Origin of the sequence: Kribbella sp. NPDC050459 (assembly GCF_040655315.1) — a bacterium.
In the GTDB taxonomy this organism is placed as follows: Bacteria; Actinomycetota; Actinomycetes; order Propionibacteriales; family Kribbellaceae; genus Kribbella.
Window position 1 is genome coordinate 153,673 of record NZ_JBFAJQ010000012.1, and the last position, 18,689, is coordinate 172,361.

At 69.2% G+C, this 18,689-nt stretch carries 19 protein-coding genes; 7 read left to right on the top strand and 12 right to left on the bottom strand.

Features of this window, described 5'->3' with window-relative positions:
• Nucleotides 1-67: 67 nt before the first annotated feature.
• The 3 genes from AB0I12_RS31920 to hppD all read right to left on the bottom strand — a co-directional run bounded on the left by AB0I12_RS31920 (nt 68) and on the right by hppD (nt 3,314).
• Nucleotides 68-1,444, bottom strand: coding sequence for an FAD-linked oxidase C-terminal domain-containing protein (locus AB0I12_RS31920; protein ID WP_359936531.1), 1,377 nt, complete (start codon nt 1,442-1,444; stop codon nt 68-70).
• Between the two features lie 44 nt (nt 1,445-1,488).
• On the bottom strand, nt 1,489-1,962 hold the full coding sequence (locus AB0I12_RS31925) for a hypothetical protein (RefSeq protein ID WP_359936534.1): 474 nt from the start codon (nt 1,960-1,962) through the stop codon (nt 1,489-1,491).
• A gap of 149 nt (nt 1,963-2,111) precedes the next feature.
• A complete protein-coding gene (hppD, locus tag AB0I12_RS31930; RefSeq protein WP_359936537.1) occupies nt 2,112-3,314 on the bottom strand; it encodes a 4-hydroxyphenylpyruvate dioxygenase in 1,203 nt (400 codons plus the stop codon).
• Between the two features lie 152 nt (nt 3,315-3,466).
• Here hppD and AB0I12_RS31935 point away from each other — a divergent pair, with 152 nt between their 5' ends.
• Nucleotides 3,467-3,949 (top strand): Lrp/AsnC family transcriptional regulator, encoded by a 483-nt coding sequence (locus AB0I12_RS31935; RefSeq protein WP_355697145.1) that lies wholly within the window; start codon nt 3,467-3,469, stop codon nt 3,947-3,949.
• Between the two features lie 84 nt (nt 3,950-4,033).
• Here the strand turns inward: AB0I12_RS31935 and AB0I12_RS31940 are convergent, their stop codons facing one another.
• Nucleotides 4,034-4,678 carry a helix-turn-helix domain-containing protein gene (locus AB0I12_RS31940; RefSeq protein WP_355472859.1) on the bottom strand — a complete coding sequence of 215 codons (645 nt, stop codon included), beginning with the start codon at nt 4,676-4,678 and terminating at the stop codon, nt 4,034-4,036.
• A 55-nt stretch (nt 4,679-4,733) separates the two neighbouring features.
• On the opposite strand from AB0I12_RS31940, the gene AB0I12_RS31945 reads away from it, so the two are divergent.
• Nucleotides 4,734-5,483: a hypothetical protein gene (locus AB0I12_RS31945; RefSeq protein ID WP_359936542.1), complete on the top strand. Its 750-nt coding sequence runs from the start codon at nt 4,734-4,736 to the stop codon at nt 5,481-5,483.
• Between the two features lie 4 nt (nt 5,484-5,487).
• Here AB0I12_RS31945 and AB0I12_RS31950 read toward each other — a convergent pair whose 3' ends face one another.
• Entirely contained in the window at nt 5,488-6,720 is a 1,233-nt protein-coding gene (locus AB0I12_RS31950) for an MFS transporter (RefSeq protein ID WP_359936545.1), read from the bottom strand.
• Between the two features lie 29 nt (nt 6,721-6,749).
• Nucleotides 6,750-7,511: a phytanoyl-CoA dioxygenase family protein gene (locus AB0I12_RS31955; RefSeq protein ID WP_359936548.1), complete on the bottom strand. Its 762-nt coding sequence runs from the start codon at nt 7,509-7,511 to the stop codon at nt 6,750-6,752.
• Nucleotides 7,512-7,630: 119 nt separating this feature from the next.
• On the opposite strand from AB0I12_RS31955, the gene AB0I12_RS31960 reads away from it, so the two are divergent.
• Nucleotides 7,631-8,278: an AraC family transcriptional regulator gene (locus AB0I12_RS31960; protein WP_359936551.1), complete on the top strand. Its 648-nt coding sequence runs from the start codon at nt 7,631-7,633 to the stop codon at nt 8,276-8,278.
• Between the two features lie 14 nt (nt 8,279-8,292).
• Nucleotides 8,293-8,841 (top strand): NUDIX hydrolase family protein, encoded by a 549-nt coding sequence (locus tag AB0I12_RS31965; RefSeq protein ID WP_359936555.1) that lies wholly within the window; start codon nt 8,293-8,295, stop codon nt 8,839-8,841.
• 7 nt (nt 8,842-8,848) lie between these two features.
• Here the strand turns inward: AB0I12_RS31965 and AB0I12_RS31970 are convergent, their stop codons facing one another.
• A complete protein-coding gene (locus tag AB0I12_RS31970; protein WP_359936558.1) occupies nt 8,849-9,577 on the bottom strand; it encodes an SDR family oxidoreductase in 729 nt (242 codons plus the stop codon).
• 101 nt (nt 9,578-9,678) lie between these two features.
• On the opposite strand from AB0I12_RS31970, the gene AB0I12_RS31975 reads away from it, so the two are divergent.
• Both AB0I12_RS31975 and AB0I12_RS31980 read left to right on the top strand, forming a co-directional pair.
• Nucleotides 9,679-10,521, top strand: coding sequence for a helix-turn-helix transcriptional regulator (locus tag AB0I12_RS31975; RefSeq protein ID WP_359936561.1), 843 nt, complete (start codon nt 9,679-9,681; stop codon nt 10,519-10,521).
• 47 nt (nt 10,522-10,568) lie between these two features.
• Nucleotides 10,569-11,318: a glycoside hydrolase family 16 protein gene (locus tag AB0I12_RS31980; RefSeq protein ID WP_359936564.1), complete on the top strand. Its 750-nt coding sequence runs from the start codon at nt 10,569-10,571 to the stop codon at nt 11,316-11,318.
• Nucleotides 11,319-11,386: 68 nt separating this feature from the next.
• Here AB0I12_RS31980 and AB0I12_RS31985 read toward each other — a convergent pair whose 3' ends face one another.
• From AB0I12_RS31985 to AB0I12_RS31995, 3 genes are all read right to left on the bottom strand, one after another.
• Nucleotides 11,387-14,719 (bottom strand): CARDB domain-containing protein, encoded by a 3,333-nt coding sequence (locus AB0I12_RS31985; RefSeq protein ID WP_359936566.1) that lies wholly within the window; start codon nt 14,717-14,719, stop codon nt 11,387-11,389.
• A 194-nt stretch (nt 14,720-14,913) separates the two neighbouring features.
• On the bottom strand, nt 14,914-16,704 hold the full coding sequence (locus tag AB0I12_RS31990; protein WP_359936569.1) for a DEAD/DEAH box helicase: 1,791 nt from the start codon (nt 16,702-16,704) through the stop codon (nt 14,914-14,916).
• A gap of 59 nt (nt 16,705-16,763) precedes the next feature.
• Nucleotides 16,764-17,336 carry a Uma2 family endonuclease gene (locus AB0I12_RS31995; protein WP_359936572.1) on the bottom strand — a complete coding sequence of 191 codons (573 nt, stop codon included), beginning with the start codon at nt 17,334-17,336 and terminating at the stop codon, nt 16,764-16,766.
• 121 nt (nt 17,337-17,457) lie between these two features.
• Here AB0I12_RS31995 and AB0I12_RS32000 point away from each other — a divergent pair, with 121 nt between their 5' ends.
• The gene (locus tag AB0I12_RS32000) at nt 17,458-17,730 is read left to right on the top strand and encodes a DUF3039 domain-containing protein (protein ID WP_355472882.1); all 273 of its coding nucleotides are present in this window, start codon (nt 17,458-17,460) and stop codon (nt 17,728-17,730) included.
• 14 nt (nt 17,731-17,744) lie between these two features.
• Here the strand turns inward: AB0I12_RS32000 and AB0I12_RS32005 are convergent, their stop codons facing one another.
• Nucleotides 17,745-18,302 (bottom strand): YqgE/AlgH family protein, encoded by a 558-nt coding sequence (locus AB0I12_RS32005; protein WP_359936575.1) that lies wholly within the window; start codon nt 18,300-18,302, stop codon nt 17,745-17,747.
• A gap of 7 nt (nt 18,303-18,309) precedes the next feature.
• A complete protein-coding gene (locus tag AB0I12_RS32010) occupies nt 18,310-18,687 on the bottom strand; it encodes a VanZ family protein (protein ID WP_359936578.1) in 378 nt (125 codons plus the stop codon).
• Between the last annotated feature and the right edge of the window lie 2 nt (nt 18,688-18,689).

Sequence of the window (18,689 nt, forward strand, 5' to 3'; positions counted from 1 at the left end):
GACGTCACAGTCGACGGGCATGGACGTCGAGTGGCCCCGGCAGTTCTATTGCGGTTGCGTCACAGTGTCATCCGGCGACGACTTTCCCCGGATTGAGCAGGTTCTTCGGGTCCAGCGCGTTCTTGATCGCGCGGTGGACGTCGAGCGCCACCGGACCGATCTCTTCGGCCAGCCAGGTCCGTTTCAGGACGCCGACGCCGTGCTCACCGGTGATCGTGCCGCCGAGCTCCAGCCCGATCTCCATCACCCGGTCGAACGCGACCTGGGCGCGCTCGGCCTGGGCCGGATCGGTCTGGTCGAAGACGACCGTCGGATGCATGTTGCCGTCGCCGGCGTGCCCGAGGACGCCGATCGTGATGTCCAGCTCCGCGGACAGCTGCTCGATCCGGCCGATGAACTCGGCCAGCCGCGAGCGCGGGACGGCGACGTCGTCGATCATCGTCGTCCCGAGTTCCTCCAGGGCGGTCAGCGCCGCCCGGCGACCCTCGAGCAGGAGCTCGCCCTCGGCGTCGTCCTCGGCCTCGATGCACTCCAGCGCGCCGTGGTCGCGGCACAGCTTCGCGACCGCGGCGACGTCGGCCGCGCCGGCCTCGCCGCCCGCGTCGGACTGCGCGATCAGCATCGCGGCCGCCTCGTCGGGCAGGTCCATCCGCTTGTACTTGTTGACGGCGCGGATCGTCGTCCGGTCCATGATCTCCAGCAGGCTGAGCGAGACGCCGCTGCGGATGATCTCCAGGATCGCGTTGCCGGCCTCGACGCCGGAGCCGAACAACGCGGCCATCGTCTTCGGCTTGGCCGCGGCCGGGCGGAGCATCAGGGTCGCCTCGGTGATGATGCCGAGGGTGCCCTCGCTGCCGACGATCAGCTTCGCCAGGTCGTACCCGGCGACGCCCTTCACGGTCTTCCGGCCGGTCCGCAGCACGCGGCCGTCGGCGAGCACGACCTCCAGGCCGAGCACGTAGTCCGTGGTCACGCCGTACTTGACGCAGCACAGGCCGCCCGAGTTCGTGGACAGGTTGCCGCCGATCGAGCAGAACTCCCAGCTGGACGGGTCCGGCGGGTAGAACAGCCCGTGCTCGCCGACCGCGCGGGACAGGACCGCGTTGTAGACGCCCGGCTGCGTGACGACGTACCGGTCGACCGGCTCGATGGCCAGGATCCGGTCCATCTTCTCCAGCGAGATCACGATGCAGCCGTCGAGCGCGTTGGCAGCGCCGGACAGGCCGGACCGCGCGCCCTGCGGCACGATCGGCACGTCGTTCTCGTTCGCGATCCGCACCGCCGCCTGGACGTGCGCGGTCTCACGGGCCAGCACGACGGCGAGCGGCATCCCGGCCGGGCAGAACATCGCTCGGTCGTACCGGTAGCTCTCGATCCGGTCCGGATCCGTCACCAATGCCTCGGGCGGCAGTACCTGACGCAGCTGCTCGACAACCTCACTCATACTGCGAGCCTAATTACTACTGCGCGGTACCGTGCACCCCAGTCTCAGCGCGTGCGTTTGGTGACGTTCTCCGAGATCTCCTCGTAGCCGCCGCCGTAATTGTGGTACTCCCGGCCGATCGCGGCGAACGTGATGCTGCCGCTCGTCGCCTTCACCTTGGGCGTGCGGCAGGTACGCTGCCCCTGGATGACCGAGCCGTTGCCGCCGCTGCTGTCACAGCTGAGCACCCGCCCGTTGTTGCCGCCGCCGTACTGCACCAGGAAGGCGTTGGCCTTCGCATTGGCGACCAGCGGCGACGCCATGGTGATCTCGGCCCAGTACTGATAGCAACTGTCGCGGACGAGCCGGACCGTGCCCCAACTGGGCGGCTGATGGTTACGCAGCATCGGCGCCGATGCGATGGACCTCGCGCCCGAGCAGCTGGCGGCCGTGGCCGCCTCGGCCGGGAGGGCGGACAACGCAAGAGCGCCCGCGCCGGCCAGGCCGGCGGTGCTGAGCAGAATGCTCAGTGTCTTCATGACGAAACCCTTCCTGAATGCACGCCCCGACGCGCACTCAGGAAGGCACACTACGCGAACGGAGCCTGCCCGGACAGTCATTCCGGTAATCGGACGGCAACACGCCGTGTCCAGTTGCTTTTGGCAAGCTTTTGATCGTCAAACCTGCCTCAGAGGTTGCCGCGGCGCTCCTGTTCGCGCTCGATCGCCTCGAACAGCGCCTTGAAGTTGCCCTTGCCGAAGCCCAGCGAGCCGTGCCGCTCGATCAGCTCGTAGAAGACCGTCGGCCGGTCGCCGATCGGCGCCGTGAAGATCTGCAGCAGGTAGCCGTCCTCGTCGCGGTCGACCAGGATGCCGCGCGACTGCAGCTCCTCGATCGGCACCCGCACCTCGCCGATCCGGGCCCGCAGCTCCGGGTCCTCGTAGTAGGAGTCCGGCGTGTTCAGGAACTCCACGCCGTTGGCCCGCATGATGTCCACGGTGCGCAGGATGTCGTTGGTCGCGAGCGCGATGTGCTGCGCGCCGGCGCCGTCGTAGAACTCCAGGAACTCGTCGATCTGCGACTTCTTCTTCGCCACCGCCGGCTCGTTCAGCGGGAACTTCACCCGGTGGTTGCCGTTGGCGACCACCTTGCTCATCAGCGCCGAGTAGTCGGTGGCGATGTCGTCGCCGATGAACTCCGCCATGTTCACGAAGCCCATCACCTTGTTGTAGAAGGCAACCCACTCGTCCATCTTGCCGAGCTCGACGTTGCCGACCACGTGGTCGACGGCCTGGAACAGCCGCTTCGGGTGCCCCTCGGGCCGCGTCACCCGGGTGCTCGCCGCGACGAAGCCCGGCAGGTACGGGCCGTGGTACCGGCTGCGGTCGATCAGCGTGTGGCGGGTGTCGCCGTACGCCGCGATCGCCGCGCGGCGGATCGTACCGTGCTCGTCGGAGACGTCGTTCGGCTCCTCGAGCACGACGGCCCCGACCTGGCGGGCGTGCGCGATGCACTTGTCGACGTCCGGCACCTCCAGCGCGAGGTCGGCGACGCCGTCACCGTGCTTGCGGTGGTGGTCGAGCAGCGGGCTCTTCGGGCTGACGCCGCCGGAGATCACGAAGCGGGCCGAGCCGGACTTGAGCACGAACGCCTTGCTGTCCTTGGAGCCGGTCTCGGGGCCGGAGTAGCCGACCAGGTCCATGCCGAACGCGAGCTGGTACCACTTCGCGGTCTGCGTGGCGTTGCCGACCACGAACACCACGGCATCCATCGCGGTGACCGGGAACGGGTCGGTGCTCTCGTCGTACGGCACCAGGCCGACGAGCTGCTTCAGCTGGTCGAGGTCGAGATCGGCGTCGAGCTCTGCGGGGGTGAGGTCGGTGCTGGTCATCGGCTGCTCCTCCGGATTCGGATCGGTACGCCGAGCCTTGTTCCTGGGAGGCAGGTTGCGCAACAGTTCCTTGTTTCACCGGGCAGTCTGCACACTGATCTTCCGGGATTGCTAGGCTATTTGGTCAGTCTGACTATCCGCGGAGGGTTGCTATGGCGGTGGATGCGCTGGACGCCCGGATCCTCAGGTTGTTCGCCGCCGAGCCGCGCGTCGGCGTACTGGAGGCGTCGCGCCGGCTGGGAGTCGCGCGCGGCACCGTCCAGGCGCGTCTCGACCGGCTGCAGCGCGACGGCGTGGTCCGCGGCTGGGGCCCTGACATCGACACCAGCGCGATCGGTTACCCGGTGACGGCGTTCGCGACCCTGCAGATCGAGCAGGGCTCGGGTCACACCACGGTCGCCGAGGCCCTCGCCCGCATCCCGGAGGTCCTCGAGGTCCACACGATCACCGGCGCCGAGGATCTCTGGTGCCGCATCGTCGCCCGCTCCAACGCCGACCTCCAACGCGTCATCGACCAGGTGGTCATCGTCCGCGGCATCCAACGAGCCTCGACGGTGATCGCTCTGGCCGAACAGATCCCGCACCGGGTACTTCCCCTGGTCGAGGCGGCGACCCGAACCTCCACCACTCACTAACCGGCCCGGAACGGCGTACCCGTCCGGTCGCCAGGCGGGGCATCGTCCGCGGAAGTGAGCTTGGTGAGTGCCGGGGGTCCGGCTTCAGGCGAGGCGTTTGGCGACTTCTACTGCGGCTCGGGCTACCCGGGGGCCGACGAAGTCGCGGTCGAGTTTGCCCAGGACGACTACGCCGATGGAGGCCTCGACGCCGGGGACGCCGAGGACGGGTGACGACACGCCTTGCGCGCCGGCCTGGAGTTCGCCGGAGGTGACGACGAAGGGGCGGCCGGCGGGGTCGGGTTTGCGGCGGCCGGCCAGGATCGCCTTGCCGGCGGCGCCCTGGTCGAGCGCGTGCCGGGAGCCCATCCGGTAGGACACGTGATAGTCGGTCCAGCTCGGCTCGACGACCGCGATCGCGAGCGCCTCCTCACCGTCGGCGACCGTGAGGTGCGCGGTGGCGCCGGTGTCCTCGGCCAGCGAGCGCAGAACCGGCAGCGCGGCGTCCCGCAGCGTCGGCTGCACCCGCCGGCTGTAGTGCAGGACGGCGAGTCCGAGCCGGGCCCGGCCCTCGCTGTCGCGGCGCACCAGCCGGTGCAGCTCGAGCGTGTTCACCAGCCGGTACACGACCGTCCGGCTGACCCGCAGCGCCGCCGCGAGCTCGGTGATCGAGAGCCCGTCGGGGGCGTCCGCGAGCAACTCGAGGACGGTGAGTCCCCGGTCGAGCGTCTGCGAGGTCTCGGCTGGCACCTTGTTAGCGTATCCGTTATTCGGTCGCGGCCCGATGGGCCCGTATCTTGCTGCCGTGCGAAATTACTGGTCGCTGCTCCCCGCCGTCGTCGTGATCGTGGGCCTGATCCTGGTCTATGCCGTTCCGACGATCATCAATCCGCAGTGGACGAGCTCGATCACAGCGCTGTTCCGCACCGCCCCGCTGCCGGACGACGCGACCCCGGAGGAGGCCCGCCGCGCGGCCGGCATCCTCGGCCCGCAGCAGCTGAAGTCACGCCGGATGCTGGCGATCGCGATGGTCGTCGGCGCCGTGGCACTGATCGGTTTCAACATCTCGCTGAACCGCGAGGCGGTCGGTTGCTACAAAGCCGCGCGGGCGTTCGGGGCGATCGACGGCCCGGACGACAAGGATCCGTGCATCGACAAGATCTACGGCACCTTCATCGGTGACGGCAGCGGCACCCCGGACGAGGAGAACCCGCAGCCGGCGCAGTACTACCAGCTGATCAAGGGGAAGAAGCCGAAGTACCTGAAGTGGATCCAGAACGCGCCGAAGTACGACGAGGCGGACCTGGTGATCGGTACCGTCGGCAAGTGCGCGGCGGACCTCAAGGTCGAGCAACTCGAGGACAAGATCCGGGTGACGATCGACGTCGACGTGCCCTGCCCGGAAGACAGCAACATGTCGATGACGCCGATCAAGCTGAAGGAGCCGCTCGGCGACCGCAAGCTCGTCACCGTCGACGACAAGCCGATGACCGAGATCAACCCGGACCTGGACTCCTGGTTCACGGTGCTGAAGAGGCTCGCGACCGGCGGCTGATTCCTCAGCTCAGCGCCCGGGTCCGCGAGTCGTAGACCCGGAACGGCCGGTTCCGCGCCAGCAGGATCAGGAGTCCGGTGATACACACCGCGGCACCGCCGAGCAACGCGACGGTCGGGCTGGTCAGCGACGCCGTCGTCCCCGCGACGAAGTCCCCCAGCCGCGGGCCGCCGGCCACGACCACGATGAACACCCCCTGCAACCGCCCGCGCATCGCGTCCGGCGCCGCGGACTGCAGCACCGTGTTCCGGTACGCCGAGCTGACCATGTCGGCCGCCCCGGACATCGCGAGCAGCGCGACGCCCAGCCAGATCGTCCGCGACAGCCCGAACAGCCCGACGGCGGCGGCGTACACCGTGATCGCCAGCACGATCGCGACACCCTGACGGCGTACCCGGGTCACCCACCCGGAGAAGATCACGCCGATCAGCGCCCCGATCGCCGGCGCGGCCTGCAGCAGGCCGACGGTCCGGACGCCGCCGCCGAAGAACGCACCCGCGACGGCCGGGAACAGCGCCCGCGGCTGCGCGAACACCATCGCGAGGATGTCGGCGAGGAAGGTGGCCAGCAACGCCGGCGCCGCGCGCAGGAACGTGAACCCTTCGAGCACCGAACGCAGCCCGGCCCGCCGTACGGCGCCGGTCGGCGGCACCGGCGGGAGCCGGAACAGCGCGTACAGCGCCGCGGTGAACGTGATCACGTCGACCAGGTACGCCGCCGCGAACCCCTGCCAGGCGATCACCGCCGCGCCGAGCAGCGGCCCGGCGGTGAAGCCCAGGTTGAACGCGGCCTGGCTGAGCGTGTTCGCGGCCGGCAGCAGTTCAGGACGGATCAGCCGCGGGATGATCGCGGACCGCGCCGGGTTGTTGACCGCGAAGCAGGCCGACTGGCAGGCCACGACGGCATACAGCACCCCGACCTGCTCCCAGTCCAGGTGCGACTGCAGCACCAGGACCATCGAGAGCAGCCACAACCCGGTGGACGAGACCAGCGCGAGCGTACGGCGGTCGATCGCGTCGGCCATCGCGCCGCCGTACAGCCCGAAGACGATCAGCGGGACCAGTGAGAACAGCCCGACGAGCCCGACCGCGAACGTCGAGTGCGTCAGCGCGTACACCTGGATCGAGACGGTCACCGCCGTCATCTGCTGACCGAGCTGGGACACCGTCGACCCGATCCACAGCCTGCGGAAGTCGGGGGACTCACGCAGCGGACGGATGTCGGTGAGCAGACGCACGGTGCCAACTTATGTCACACCGTGAAAAATCAGACAGCCGGGAAGAGCTCGTGCTCGAGCGGTTCGCCGACGGTCAGGCCGACGCCGTCGGTCACCACGTGGCCGGCGCCGGTGTACGTCGCCGCCGCGTCGATGTAGATCGCCACGTGCGCGATCCGCGGGTCGTCGGTGAAGTTCGGCGTCGCGGAGTGCGCCAGGTAGGCGTTGTGGAAGGTGCAGTCGCCGGCCTGCAGCGGGATCGTCAGCCGCTCCTCCCAGCGCAGGTCCGGTGCGGCGCGGAACATGTCCTCGTGGTCGGACAGGTCCTGGCTGCGCAGGTCCTGGTGATGCTGCGAGCCCGGGATGAACGTCATACAGCCGCGCTCCACCGGTACGTCGACGAGCGCGACCCAGGCCGACAGCGAGGCCCGCGAACCGGCGTGCGGCCAGTACGGCGCGTCCTGGTGGAACTCGGTCGCAGCGCCGTTGTGCGGCGGCTTGATCAGCAGCTGGTCGTGCCAGATCCGCAGCGGTACGCCGGCCAGCGCGGTCGCCGCCGCGGCGAGTCGCGGATCCAGCGTGAGCTCCCGCAGGACGTCGTTCTGCCGCCAGACGTTGACGTACTGGTTGAAGATCTTCGACTCCTTGAACAGGTCGTCGGCGCCGGAGGTCCACTCGGCCGCAGCGGCAGCGAACCGGGCCGCCTCGTCGCGGCCGATGATGTTCCGGATCCGGACGACGCCGTCGCGGCGGTAGGCGGAAATGATCTCTTCGTCGAGCACCGCGGGTGCCGTAGGGTCGGTCGTGGTCATCGAGGGCTCCTCGGATTCCGTCGTACTGGAAGGTGTTTCCAGGGTCTCGGACCCGCGGCCGCGCCGACAGGACGAGGTTGACCGCCAGTTGACCGGAATTCACCTCTGGGAGGTTGGTTGTGCACAACGTGCTGAGCAGTGCAGTCTTCCCGGACCTGAGGCTGCCGGTCGCCGGCGAACGGATCGAGCTGGTCGCGGACGTCGCGGTGCACAGCCACGCGTTCTTCGAGATCGCGGTCGTTGTCGCCGGGCGGGGCACGCATGTGTCGGCCGGCGGCGAGGTCCAGCTCGCGCCGGACTCGGTGGTGGTGATCCGCCCGGGCGAGTGGCACGGGTACGTCGACTGCCAGGGCATGGTCGTCCGCAACGCCTATCTGGGGCCGGACGTGTTCGGCCTGCTCTCCGGCGCCCTGATCCCCGCAGCCACGGGCATGCGGCCGGCACCGCACCCGGCGGTGCAGCACGCGATGCGTCTCCTGGAGTCCGACCTCGCCGCGCCCTGGACCCTCGAACAGCTCGGGGCGAGCGTCAACCTGGCGCCCGGGTACCTGATCCGGCTCTTCGGCAACTCGGTCGGCATGTCCCCGATGGCGTACCTGAACCGCGTCCGCGCCGAACGCGCCGCCGGCCTGCTGATCGAGACCGAGCTGCCGATCAGCACCATCGGCGCGCTGGTCGGCTGGCACGATCCGAGCCACGCGACCCGCAGATTCCGCTCGACATTCGGACTGAGCCCCTCCCGGTACCGGTCCGCTTTCAGACCGTAAGCAAAGATGTGCTCATGAGTTCGTCGCTGCGTACGCCTGACCCGAATCCCGGCTGGCTCTCCGAGTTCGCGCTCGCGGAGACCCGCACGCGGGTACCGATCCTGTACGTCGAGGCCGTTCCGGCGCGCGTCGACCCGTCCGGCCGGATCGAGCACATCGGGGTGCTGCTCCGGACGTCCGCCGCGACCGGCGAGATCACCCGCACGCTGGTCTCGGGGCGCGTCCTGCACAACGAGTCGATCCGCGACGCGCTGCAGCGCAACATCGAGAAGGATCTCGGGCCGGCCGCCTTCCCGCGGCTCCCCGCCACGCTGGTCCCGGTCACGGTCGCGGAGTACTTCCCGTTCCCCGGCATGACCCCGCTGCACGACCCGCGCCAGCACGCGGTCGCCCTGGTGTACGTCGTACCGGTCACCGGTGAGTGCAACCCGCGCCAGGATGCGCTCGAACTCACCTGGCTGACCCCGGAGGAGGCGCTGGCCCCGAGCCTACTCAACGACATGGAGGGCGGCCGGGGACAGCTGCTCAAGCAGGCCCTCGCCTGGTCCGGCGCGATCGTCTGACGCTCCGTCACCAGGGCAGGCGGCCCTCCTCGGCGTACACCTGACCGGTCGGGCCGTCCGGGGCGAGGGTCGCAAGCCCGACCGCGACGGCCGCACCCTGCGCCGGGGTGCGCGCCGCGGTCCAGCCGCCCATGTCGGTCGCGCAGTTGCCGGGGTCGGCGGCGTTCACCAGGATGCCGCTGCCGCGCAACTCGTTGGCGAGCATGACCGTGACCATGTTCACGGCCGCCTTCGACGCGTTGTAGCCGAGCGTCAGCACCGTCGACATCCGCGACTCCGGATCGCCGACCTGCTCGAACGACGCCAGCGACGTCGACAGGTTCACGATCCGGGCCGCCTCGGCCTGGTGGAGCAGCGGCAGGAACACCTGCGTGACCCCCACGAGCCCGAGCACATTGGTCTCGAACGCCGATCGCAGAACCGCGGCGCCGATCCGCGAGACCGCGTCGTCGCCCTCGGGAATGATCGCCGCGTTGTTGACCAGGACGTCGAGCCGCCCGTACTCCGCCGCGACCCGCTCGGCCGCAGCCCGCACCGACTCCTCGTCCGTGACCTCCAACTGGAGGCCGACCACATCCAGGCCCTCGGCAACCAGTTCCTTCACCGCGAGCTCGCCGCGCTCCAGATCCCGCGACCCGGCCAGCACGGTGAACCCGGCCTGCCCGAGCTGTCGTGCGATCTCCTTGCCGATGCCTTTGTTGGCGCCCGTGACGAGCGCGATCTTCGTCGTGTTCATGCCGTCAACCCTGAGCGAATCCGGCCCGGCGAGGCAGAGTCGGCCGAGGCTGGGATCGGCGGTCCCTGTTTGGCCGTGCGCGCGCCTGGGATCCTGGGACCATGGATCGCGACGGGCTGGCGGAGTTCCTCCGGGTACGACGGGAGGCGTTACGCCCCGCCGACGTCGGACTGCCCGCCGGTCTGCGCCGCCGTACGCCCGGGCTCCGCCGGGAGGAGGTGGCGAGCCTCGCGACGATGTCCACGGACTACTACACCCGTCTGGAGCAGGGCCGCGGCCCGCGCCCGTCCCGCGCGGTGCTGACCGGTCTCGCCCGCGCGCTGCGGTTGTCCGACGACGAGCGCGATCACCTGTTCCGGCTCGCCGGCGAGCAGCCCGGTCCGCCACCCGGCCCGCCGACGGAGGTGCGGACCGGCGTACTGCGGATGCTCGCGCGCCTCGACGTACCGGGGCTGGTGCTGGACGCGAAGTACGACGTCCTCGCGTGGAATCCGCTGGCCGCGGCGCTCATCACGGACTTCTCCGCGCTCCCGCCGCGGGACCGGAACCTGCTCCGGCTCCGCTTCCTCACCGACCGGCAGACCGACCTGTTCGGCGAGGAGGCCACCCGGGAGTTCGCCCGTGACGCCGCCGCCGATCTGCGGGCGGCGACCAGCACCTACCCGAACGATCCGGCCATCGCCCGGCTCGTCGACGACCTGCTGGCGGGGAGTCCCGAGTTCGCGGAGATCTGGGCGCGGCACGAGGTCGGGCGGCAGCAGTCGCTGTGCCAGACGATCTTCCATCCCCAGGTCGGGCGGGTCGACGTGATCTGCGAAGTCCTGGTGGTGCCGGAGCGCGACCAGCGCGTGGTGCTGTACACGGCGGAGCCGGGGTCGGCGTCCGAGCAGGCGATCCGGCTGCTCGACGTGATCGGCCTGCAGGAGTTGACAACCAAGCCCTGATCAAGCGACTGTTTGATCCGTTGGTTTCCGACGGAGGGGCTTGCCTGATGCGTAAGTTACTTACCGCTCTGGTCGTGCTGGGGTTGTTCGTCGTCCCGCTGCGGGCCGCCGACGCCGCACCCGGCGCGCTGGTGTTCGCGGACGAGTTCGACGGTACGGCGATCGACCGGACGAAGTGGGCCATCCACTCGAACGCCGAAGCCGACCAGTGCCTGGGCAACAAGGGCAACCAGCAGCTCGAGTGGCACACCTGGGACGCGCTCGCGGTGAGCGACGGCAAGCTGACGATGACGGCGCGGAAGAACAACCCGGCGACCGGGTACGAGTGGTCCGGCGCCCTGATCACGACCGGGCAGGCCTGCGGGCACGAGCCGTCGCAGTCGTTCGCGGTGAAGACCGGCGACTACGTCGAGACCCGGCTGAAACTCCCGGCGGACAAGGGATTCTGGCCGTCCACGTGGACCTGGAACGGCAATGGCTCGAACGAGCAGGACACGTACGAGTTCTACAGCGACAACCATCGGGCGCTGTATCTCACCAACCACCAGTCCCCCGGCGGCGGCTGCACTTACCAGTCACCAACCGACCTGACCACTGACTGGCACACGATCGCCCAGCAACTCGGCCCCGACGAGACCGTCTGGTATCTCGACGGCAAGGAGATCTGCCGGCAGGGCGCGTACACCGCCGGCACCAGTGACGCGCTGATCCTCGACCTGTTCGTGTACGGCAAGATCCCGCCGACGGTCAGCTCGGGGTCGATGCAGATCGACTACGTCCACGTCTACCGCCCGTAAAGGCTGAGGCCCAGCACCTCGTGAAGAGGTGCTGGGCCTCGGGGAACACCTGTCGTGCCCGGGTGTGGCTACTGCCCGGTGAAGGTGAAGGTGCTGCCGGGCTCCTTCAGGATGTCGCCGTCGCGGGAGTTGGTGATCGTGACGTTCGACAGGTTCGCGTTGCCGCGGGCGCCGCCCATCGCGAGGATGCCGGAGCCGTTGTTCGACTTGTCGATCTTCACGTTGCTGATCGCAACGTTCGGCATCTCCCCGCCGCCGGTCTTGAACTGGATGCCGTCGTAGGTCGAATCGTAGATCTCGGTGTCCCGGATGGTGACGCCGGGGATCGGGAGGTTCGACGGGAACAGCGTGATCGCGCCGAACTCCTGGTCCTCGTTCCAGAACACCCCGCCGCACCGGTAGAGCGCGTTGTTCGCGATCGTCGTCGTCCCGGAGAACGGCAGCGGATCGTGGTCGGTGGCCAGCATGATGCCCGGGTAGTTCATCGTGTCGTAGACCAGGTTGTTCTCGATCCGGTTGCCGTACCCGCCGTAGATCGCGAGGCCGTTCGCCCGCCAGGGCAGCTGGATGGTGTTGTTGGTGAACGCGTTGTCGTGGCCGACGTCCACCGACTGGTCCTTGACGTACTTGTTCGCCCACACCGCGAGCGCGTCGTCGCCGGTGGTGCGGAACGACGAGTTGAACACCTTCGAGTTCCGGGTTCCGTTGGAGAAGTTGATGCCGTCGGCGTACGTGTCCCGGATCCGCATCCCGCTGAACTCGAGCCCGTCGGCCGGACCCCACAGCTCCGGGATGTTGTCGTAGTCGCGGCCGACCCAGACCCCGACGTTCGAATGCTCGATCCAGACGTTGCTGATCTTGGTACCGGTCCCGAAGCGGCCGTTCAGCCCCACCCCGCCCTCGGCGTTCCCGTCGCCGCCGCGGATCCGGCCGGACCCGAAGATCGCGATGTCCGACAGCTGCACATTCTTGTCGATGTCGAACCCGAAGTTGCCTTCGTGCGGGTGGTTGATCCCACCCGCGTTCTGCGGCTCGATCAGCGAGTACAGCTGCGAGTACCACATCCCGGCGCCGCGGATCGTCGCGTTGCTGATCCCGACCTGGTTGAACTGACCCCGATTCTGCGGGTCGTCGGTGAGGATCTTCTTCTCCTGCCGCCACTGGCCTTCGGGGATCCAGACGCAGCTGATCACGCCGTTCTGGTCGTCCGTCACCGCGCGCTGGATGGCGTCCGCGTCGTCGATCCCGTCGTTCGGCACCGCGCCGTACTGCGTGATCGACGTACACCCGGCCGGCTGGGACAGCGCCGGCGCGACCTGCTCGAGGTCGACCAGGTCGATGATGTAGTACGACGCCGTGTCGCCGGCGTCCCGCTGCAGACGGAACGTGGTGCCGGCCGGGTAGGACTGGTTGAGCAGGGCGTGCGACTCGTCGAAGAGGCGGCGGGCGTCACCGCCGGGGGTGTTGGTGAGACCCTCCGGCGAGTCGGTGTTGCCGTAGAGCCAGCTGTTGTGGCTGCTCAGGTTGAGCTTCTGCTTGAACGTGCCGTTCACGTACAGACTGATCGTTGCCTGGAGCCCCTGTCCGTCGGCGGAGTCCGGGATCGAGTTGCGGACCACGACCGAGTTGGTCGGCACGGTCGAGGTGAACTCGACGTACTGACCGCTGGAGTTCAGCCGGACCGACTGCCGGCCGGACGACTCCGTGGCGAAGTTGGTGTGCCCGAAGGTCCGCTGCGCGTCGGCGGTCAGCAGGGTGCCGGTGTAGTTGCCCGCCTCGGCCTCGTACGACGTGAACGGTACGGCGGCGCCGCGGCCGACCACCATCGACTTGGTGAAGGTGTTGTTGGTTTCGTTGGTCTCGGCAACGGCGTTGCCCGCATCGGCCGCGGCCGTCAGCGTCGCGCCGCCGTTCGTCGCGGTCCAGGTACCGCTGATCGCGACGTTGGCGGTGGCGCCGGCCGCGATCGACGGCGCGTTGCCGTTGAGGGTGGTCGTGCCGACGACCAGGCGCGCCACGCTGGCCGCGGCGGCCGACGTACCGCGGTTGTTCACGGCGACCGTGAACGAGACCTGGGCACCGGGTGCCGGATTGGCCGGGTTGGCCGTGATGCCGGTGACCTGGAGGTCAGGCCCCGCGGCCTGGGCGACTGTCAGCTGGGTCGCTGCTTGGAGCGTGTTGTTGGTGTCGCTCTGCTCGACGACCACGTTCGCCGGGTCGGCGACGGCGGCGACGGTGTAGTTTCCTTGCGCACGCGTCCCAGCGCTGGCGGTGACCGTGGTGGACGCACCGGCGGCGAGTGCCTGGACGTTCGCGGTTCCGGCGACCGAGCCGCCGAGCAGGAAGTTGAGGCTGCTGGCCGGCGCGGCTGCCGAGCCGTTGTTCTTGACGGTCGCGGTCAGGGTGATCGGCGTCGACTCGGTCGGCGCGGCAGGTGACCAGTTGACGTTCGTCACGACGAGGTCCGGGTTGGGCGCCGCCGTACCGAAGACCTGCAGCTCGGCAACCTGGCCGCCGGGAGCGCCGGTGTTGCTGAACAGTTGCAGGCGAAGGTCGGCGTACCGGCCGGTGACCGGGATCGTCACCGTGTTCTGGTTGGCCGACGGGTCGAACTGGTAGTTGGTCCGCGCGACGGCCGACGTGAACGCGGTCGCGGACTGTTCACGGCCGAGGACCTCGATGCTCTGGGTGCGTGGACCCCAGACCGGGTCCGGGCTGAGCTTGACGACGACCGAGCTGACGTCGGCGTTCGCGCCGAGCTTGACGGTCAAGGTCGACGGGAAGCCGTTCGACTCCCAGTAGGTGCCGGTGTTGCCGTCGTTGGCGTTGGTCGCGACGAAGCCGAACACCGAGCTCGACGCCTCGATCGCCTTGCCGGCGGCAAGGTCCGTGCCGGTCGGGGGTTCGACCGGCCCGCCACCAGGCCCGGCCAGCGCGAACTCCGACAGTTGGGCGGCCGGCCAACCGGTGTTCGCGGTGAACGTCAGCCGGACGTAGCGCACCGAGGTGTTGGTGAAATCGATCGTGACGACGTTGGTGCCGCTGAAGGTGTACGCCGTGCTGCTGACGAGTGTGCTGAACGAGGAGCCGTTCGCGCTGCCCGATACCGTGACGGTCTGGGTGCGCGGCCCCCAGGAGGACGGGAGTTTGAGCGTCACCTGGTTGACGTCCTTCGTGGCGCCCAGGTCCGCCTGCAGCCACTGCGGGAAGGCGTTGTTGCTGCTTTCCCAGTAGCTGTTCTGGTTTCCGTCGCCGGCGTTGCCGCTCGGGTATTCACCAAGCGAACTGCTGGCGGTCAGGGTCTTGGTCAGGTCGGCGGCCATGGCGGTCGGGACCGACAGCAGACCGGCGGCGACGAGCAGGGCGGCCAGCAGGAGCCGCAGAAGATTCTTCCGATGCATCGGGTGGTCCTCCATCGGGGGCGGTGGGAGGTTCCAGCGCTACGGAAATTGCGTGACTCTGACGATTTCTTGCAGCGCGGGTATCCGAAGCTTGCAGCACCGGTCGCAGCACGTCAACACTTCGTCACGACACAACACCCCGCCGCCGGCGAACCGGGGCGGGGTGTCAGGTGCTGGTGATCAGATGCGCCGAGTCAGGCGCGGCGCTGGGTCGCCCAGTCGCGGATCAGCTCGATGCGATCCTTCAGCTCGATCGACGAGGCATGCGCGGCGGCCGGACCGCCGAGCTTGCGGCGCAGGTCGTTGTGGATCACGCCGTGCGGCTGGCCGGTGCGGTGGTGCCAGGCGGCGACCAGACCGTTCAGCTCGCGGCGGAGCAGCGCGATCTGCTCGTGGGTGGCCAGCTCGGTCGGCGTCGGGTCCTCGCGGTCACTCGTGGACCGCGAGGACTTCTTCTGCGCCGCCAGCGACTTCTGCTGGCGTTTGTGCAGCAGCTCGCGCACCTGGTCGGGCTCCAGCAGACCCGGCAGACCGAGGAAGTCCAGCTCCTCGTCGGAGGCGTTCTCGCCGCCGGTCCCGTAGTCACCGCCGTCGAACACCACCCGGTCGAAGCTCGCGTCCGACCCGAGCGCCTCGAAGTTGCCCTCGAGCTCGTCGCTGGCGCCCTCGGCCTGGTTCGCCTGCTTCAGCAGGTCGTCCTCGAGGGCGAAGATGTCGCCGTCCTCGTTCGTGTTCTTCCGGCCGAGGACGTGGTCGCGCTCGACCTCCATCTCGGCCGCGAACCCGAGCAGCCGGGTCACCGAGGGCACGAACACCGACGCCGTCTCGCCGCGCTTGCGGGCCCGCACGAACCGCCCGACGGCCTGCGCGAAGAACAGCGGCGTCGACGTCGGTGTCGCGTACACGCCGACGGCGAGCCGCGGTACGTCGACGCCCTCGGACACCATCCGCACGGCGACCATCCACCGGGAGTTGTCCTCGGAGAACTTCGCGATCTTCTTGCTCGCCGCTTTCTCGTCCGACAGCACGACGGTCGGCGCCTCGCCGGTGAGCTCGCGCAGCGTCTTCGCGTACGCGCGGGCGGTGTTCTGGTCGCCCGAGATCACCAGGGCGCCGGCGTCCGGCATGTGCCGGCGGACCTCAGTCAGCCGCTTGTCCGCGGCCGCCAGCACCGCGCCCATCCACTCGCCCGCCGGGTCCAGCGCGGTGCGCAGCGCCTGGGCGGTCAGGTCCTTGGTGAGCGGCTCGCCCAGCCGCGCGGCGATCTCGTCACCGGCCTTGGTCCGCCACCGCATCTCACCGGAGTACGACATGAAGATCACCGGGCGGACGACGTGGTCGCGCAGCGCGTGCCCGTACCCGTAGGTGTAGTCGGCCTTGCTCCGGGCGACGCCGTCGTGCCCCTCCTCGTACGTCACGAAGGGGATCGGGTTGTCGTCGCTGCGGAACGGCGTCCCGGTCAGACAGAGCCGGCGGGTCGCGGGCTCGAACGCCTCGCGGACACCGTCGCCCCAGCTCAGGGCGTCACCGCCGTGGTGCACCTCGTCGAGGATCACCAGGGTCTTGAACCGCTCGGTCCGGACCCGGAACGCCAGCGGGTTCACCGCGACGCCCGCATACGTCACCGCGACGCCCTGGAAGTCCTTGTTGGTCTTGCCGCGGCGCCCGGCGAACGCCGGGTCGATCGAGATCCCGGCCCGGTCCGCGGCGTCGGCCCACTGCACCTTGAGGTGCTCGGTCGGCGTCACCACGGTGACCCGCTCGATCTGCCGCCGGTGCAGCAGCTCGGCGGCCACGGTCAGCGCGAACGTCGTCTTGCCTGCGCCCGGTGTCGCCACCGCGAGGAAGTCCCGCGGGTTGTTGTCCAGGTACAGCTGGAGCGCCTCGGCCTGCCAGGCTCGCAGCTTGCTCGCGGTCCCCCACGCTGCGCGATCCGGATAGGCCGGTGGCAGGACAGCAGGGTTGGCCGGCACGTGCGAATCCACAGACAGCTACTCCCCCGAAGGTCGACAGTGTGCCGGGCAGGAAGGTTACCCGAGATCCGTTACGAGATCAGATCGGCAGGCACCACCGTCACCTCGTACGGACTCGTCAGGTGCGCCGCTTCGCCGCCCGTGGCCTTCGCGACCTGCACATATGCGCCGTCCTGCAACTCCCAGGCGATCAGACTCGGCGTGTCGGGATCCACCACCCAGTACGCCTGACAACCGGCCGCCTCGAGCCGCGAGAACTTGAGCATCAGATCGAACCGGCGGGTGCTCGGCGACAACACCTCGACGGCCAGTAGCGGCGCGCCAGGCAGGTCCTGCTTCCCGAAATCCTCCCGGGCGGCAACCACCAGGTCCGGCTGCAGCACGGTGTCGGTCGCCAGCACCACGTCGACCGGAGCGAACAGCGCCAGCATGTCGGCCGGGCAGGCCCGCCTGAGAAGATCGCTGAGGTTGCCGGCGACGATCTGATGCCGGATGGCCGGGCCCGGGCTCACGAGCAGCACTCCGTCGATGAGCTCGTACCGGCGGCCGTCATCGGGCATCCGATCGAGATCGGCTCTGGTCAGCGGCATGTTCGGCGGCTCTAGCCACAAGTTCGGGGTCGGGAGAGGTTCCACGACACTCATAGTGCCTCCTTCGGTCGGTCATGCCGGAGAAGGTGCCGTGATCTGCCCCTGGATTCCCCGGGATTCCCCGGGCTGTGGAAAAGTTCCTGGTCTGCTGGTGATGCGTCCTACACTCGGGGGTATGAGCACACAGCTGACCCCCGGCGCGGAGACGGTTGTCGACGAGCGGACGCAGACGTCGCCGGCCGAGCCTGGCGATCACGAGCGGTTCTCGCACTACGTGCCGAAGGACAAGCTGACCGAGGCGATGGTGATGGGCACCCCCGTCGTCGCCCTTTGCGGCAAGGTCTGGGTCCCGAGCCGCGACCCGCAGCGCTTCCCGGTCTGCCCGGAGTGCAAGGAGATCTGGGACTCCCTCAACCCCGGCGACGACGACCAGGGCGGCGACGAGTAGTCCCCCGCAAGGGGTTAGTTGAGCGTGGGGTCGTCGGGGTAGGTGGCCAGGTAGGCCATCTGGTCTTTCTGGCGGCGGAGGACTCGGCGCCAGAGGGTGTCGGGGTCGTGGCCGAAGACGTCCTCGGGGTGGGATTCGACGACGTACCAGGCGCCTTCGGCGATCTCGCCCTCGAGCTGGCCGCTGGACCAGCCGGCGTAGCCGGCGAAGATGCGCATCCGGGTGATCGCGCCCTCCAGCAGCGCCGGTGGTACGTCGAGGTCGATCAGCCCGATCCGGCCGAAGCACTCCCGCCAGCCGGGCGGGTCGGTGGTGGCGATGACCTCTGCGACCGCGAGTGCACTGTCGGTGCCGACGGGGCCGCCCATGAACAGCACGCCGGGCTCGTCGACCGCGGACGACCAGTTCGGCAGCACCTGGTCCACGGACAGGTCGGCGGCGCGGTTCACCACCACCCCGAGTGCGCCGTCGTCGTCGTGATCCAGCAGCAGGATCACCGACCGGCGGAAGGGCGGCTCGTCGAGCAACGGGGTCGCCACCAGCAGCGAACCGGTCAGGGTCGAGACCGTCATACCTCCATCATGGCGTACGACGGGTCGCCCGTGACCCCAGCCAAGCGCCCAGCGCGACCCCGGCCAGGTCGGCCAAGGTGTCGAACGGGTCGCCGTCGCGCTGCGGCAGCCAGTGCTGCACCAGCTCGCTGACCACCGCGTTCGCGACGAGAGCTCCGAGCAGCCAGCGCGCCGGTACACCGACCTTCAGACCGGTGAACGCCACCGCCGCGAACAGGAAGCAGTGCGCGATCTTGTCCACCTGCGGGAGCCCGACGTGCGGACCGGCCTCGCGCGGCGCGTAGACGCCGTACAGCTGCAGTGCCACCGCCGCCACGAAGGCGATCCGCCAGGCCCAGACCCGTACCCGCGACCCGGTGGCCGGCCCCGTCAGCGTAGAAGTCACCT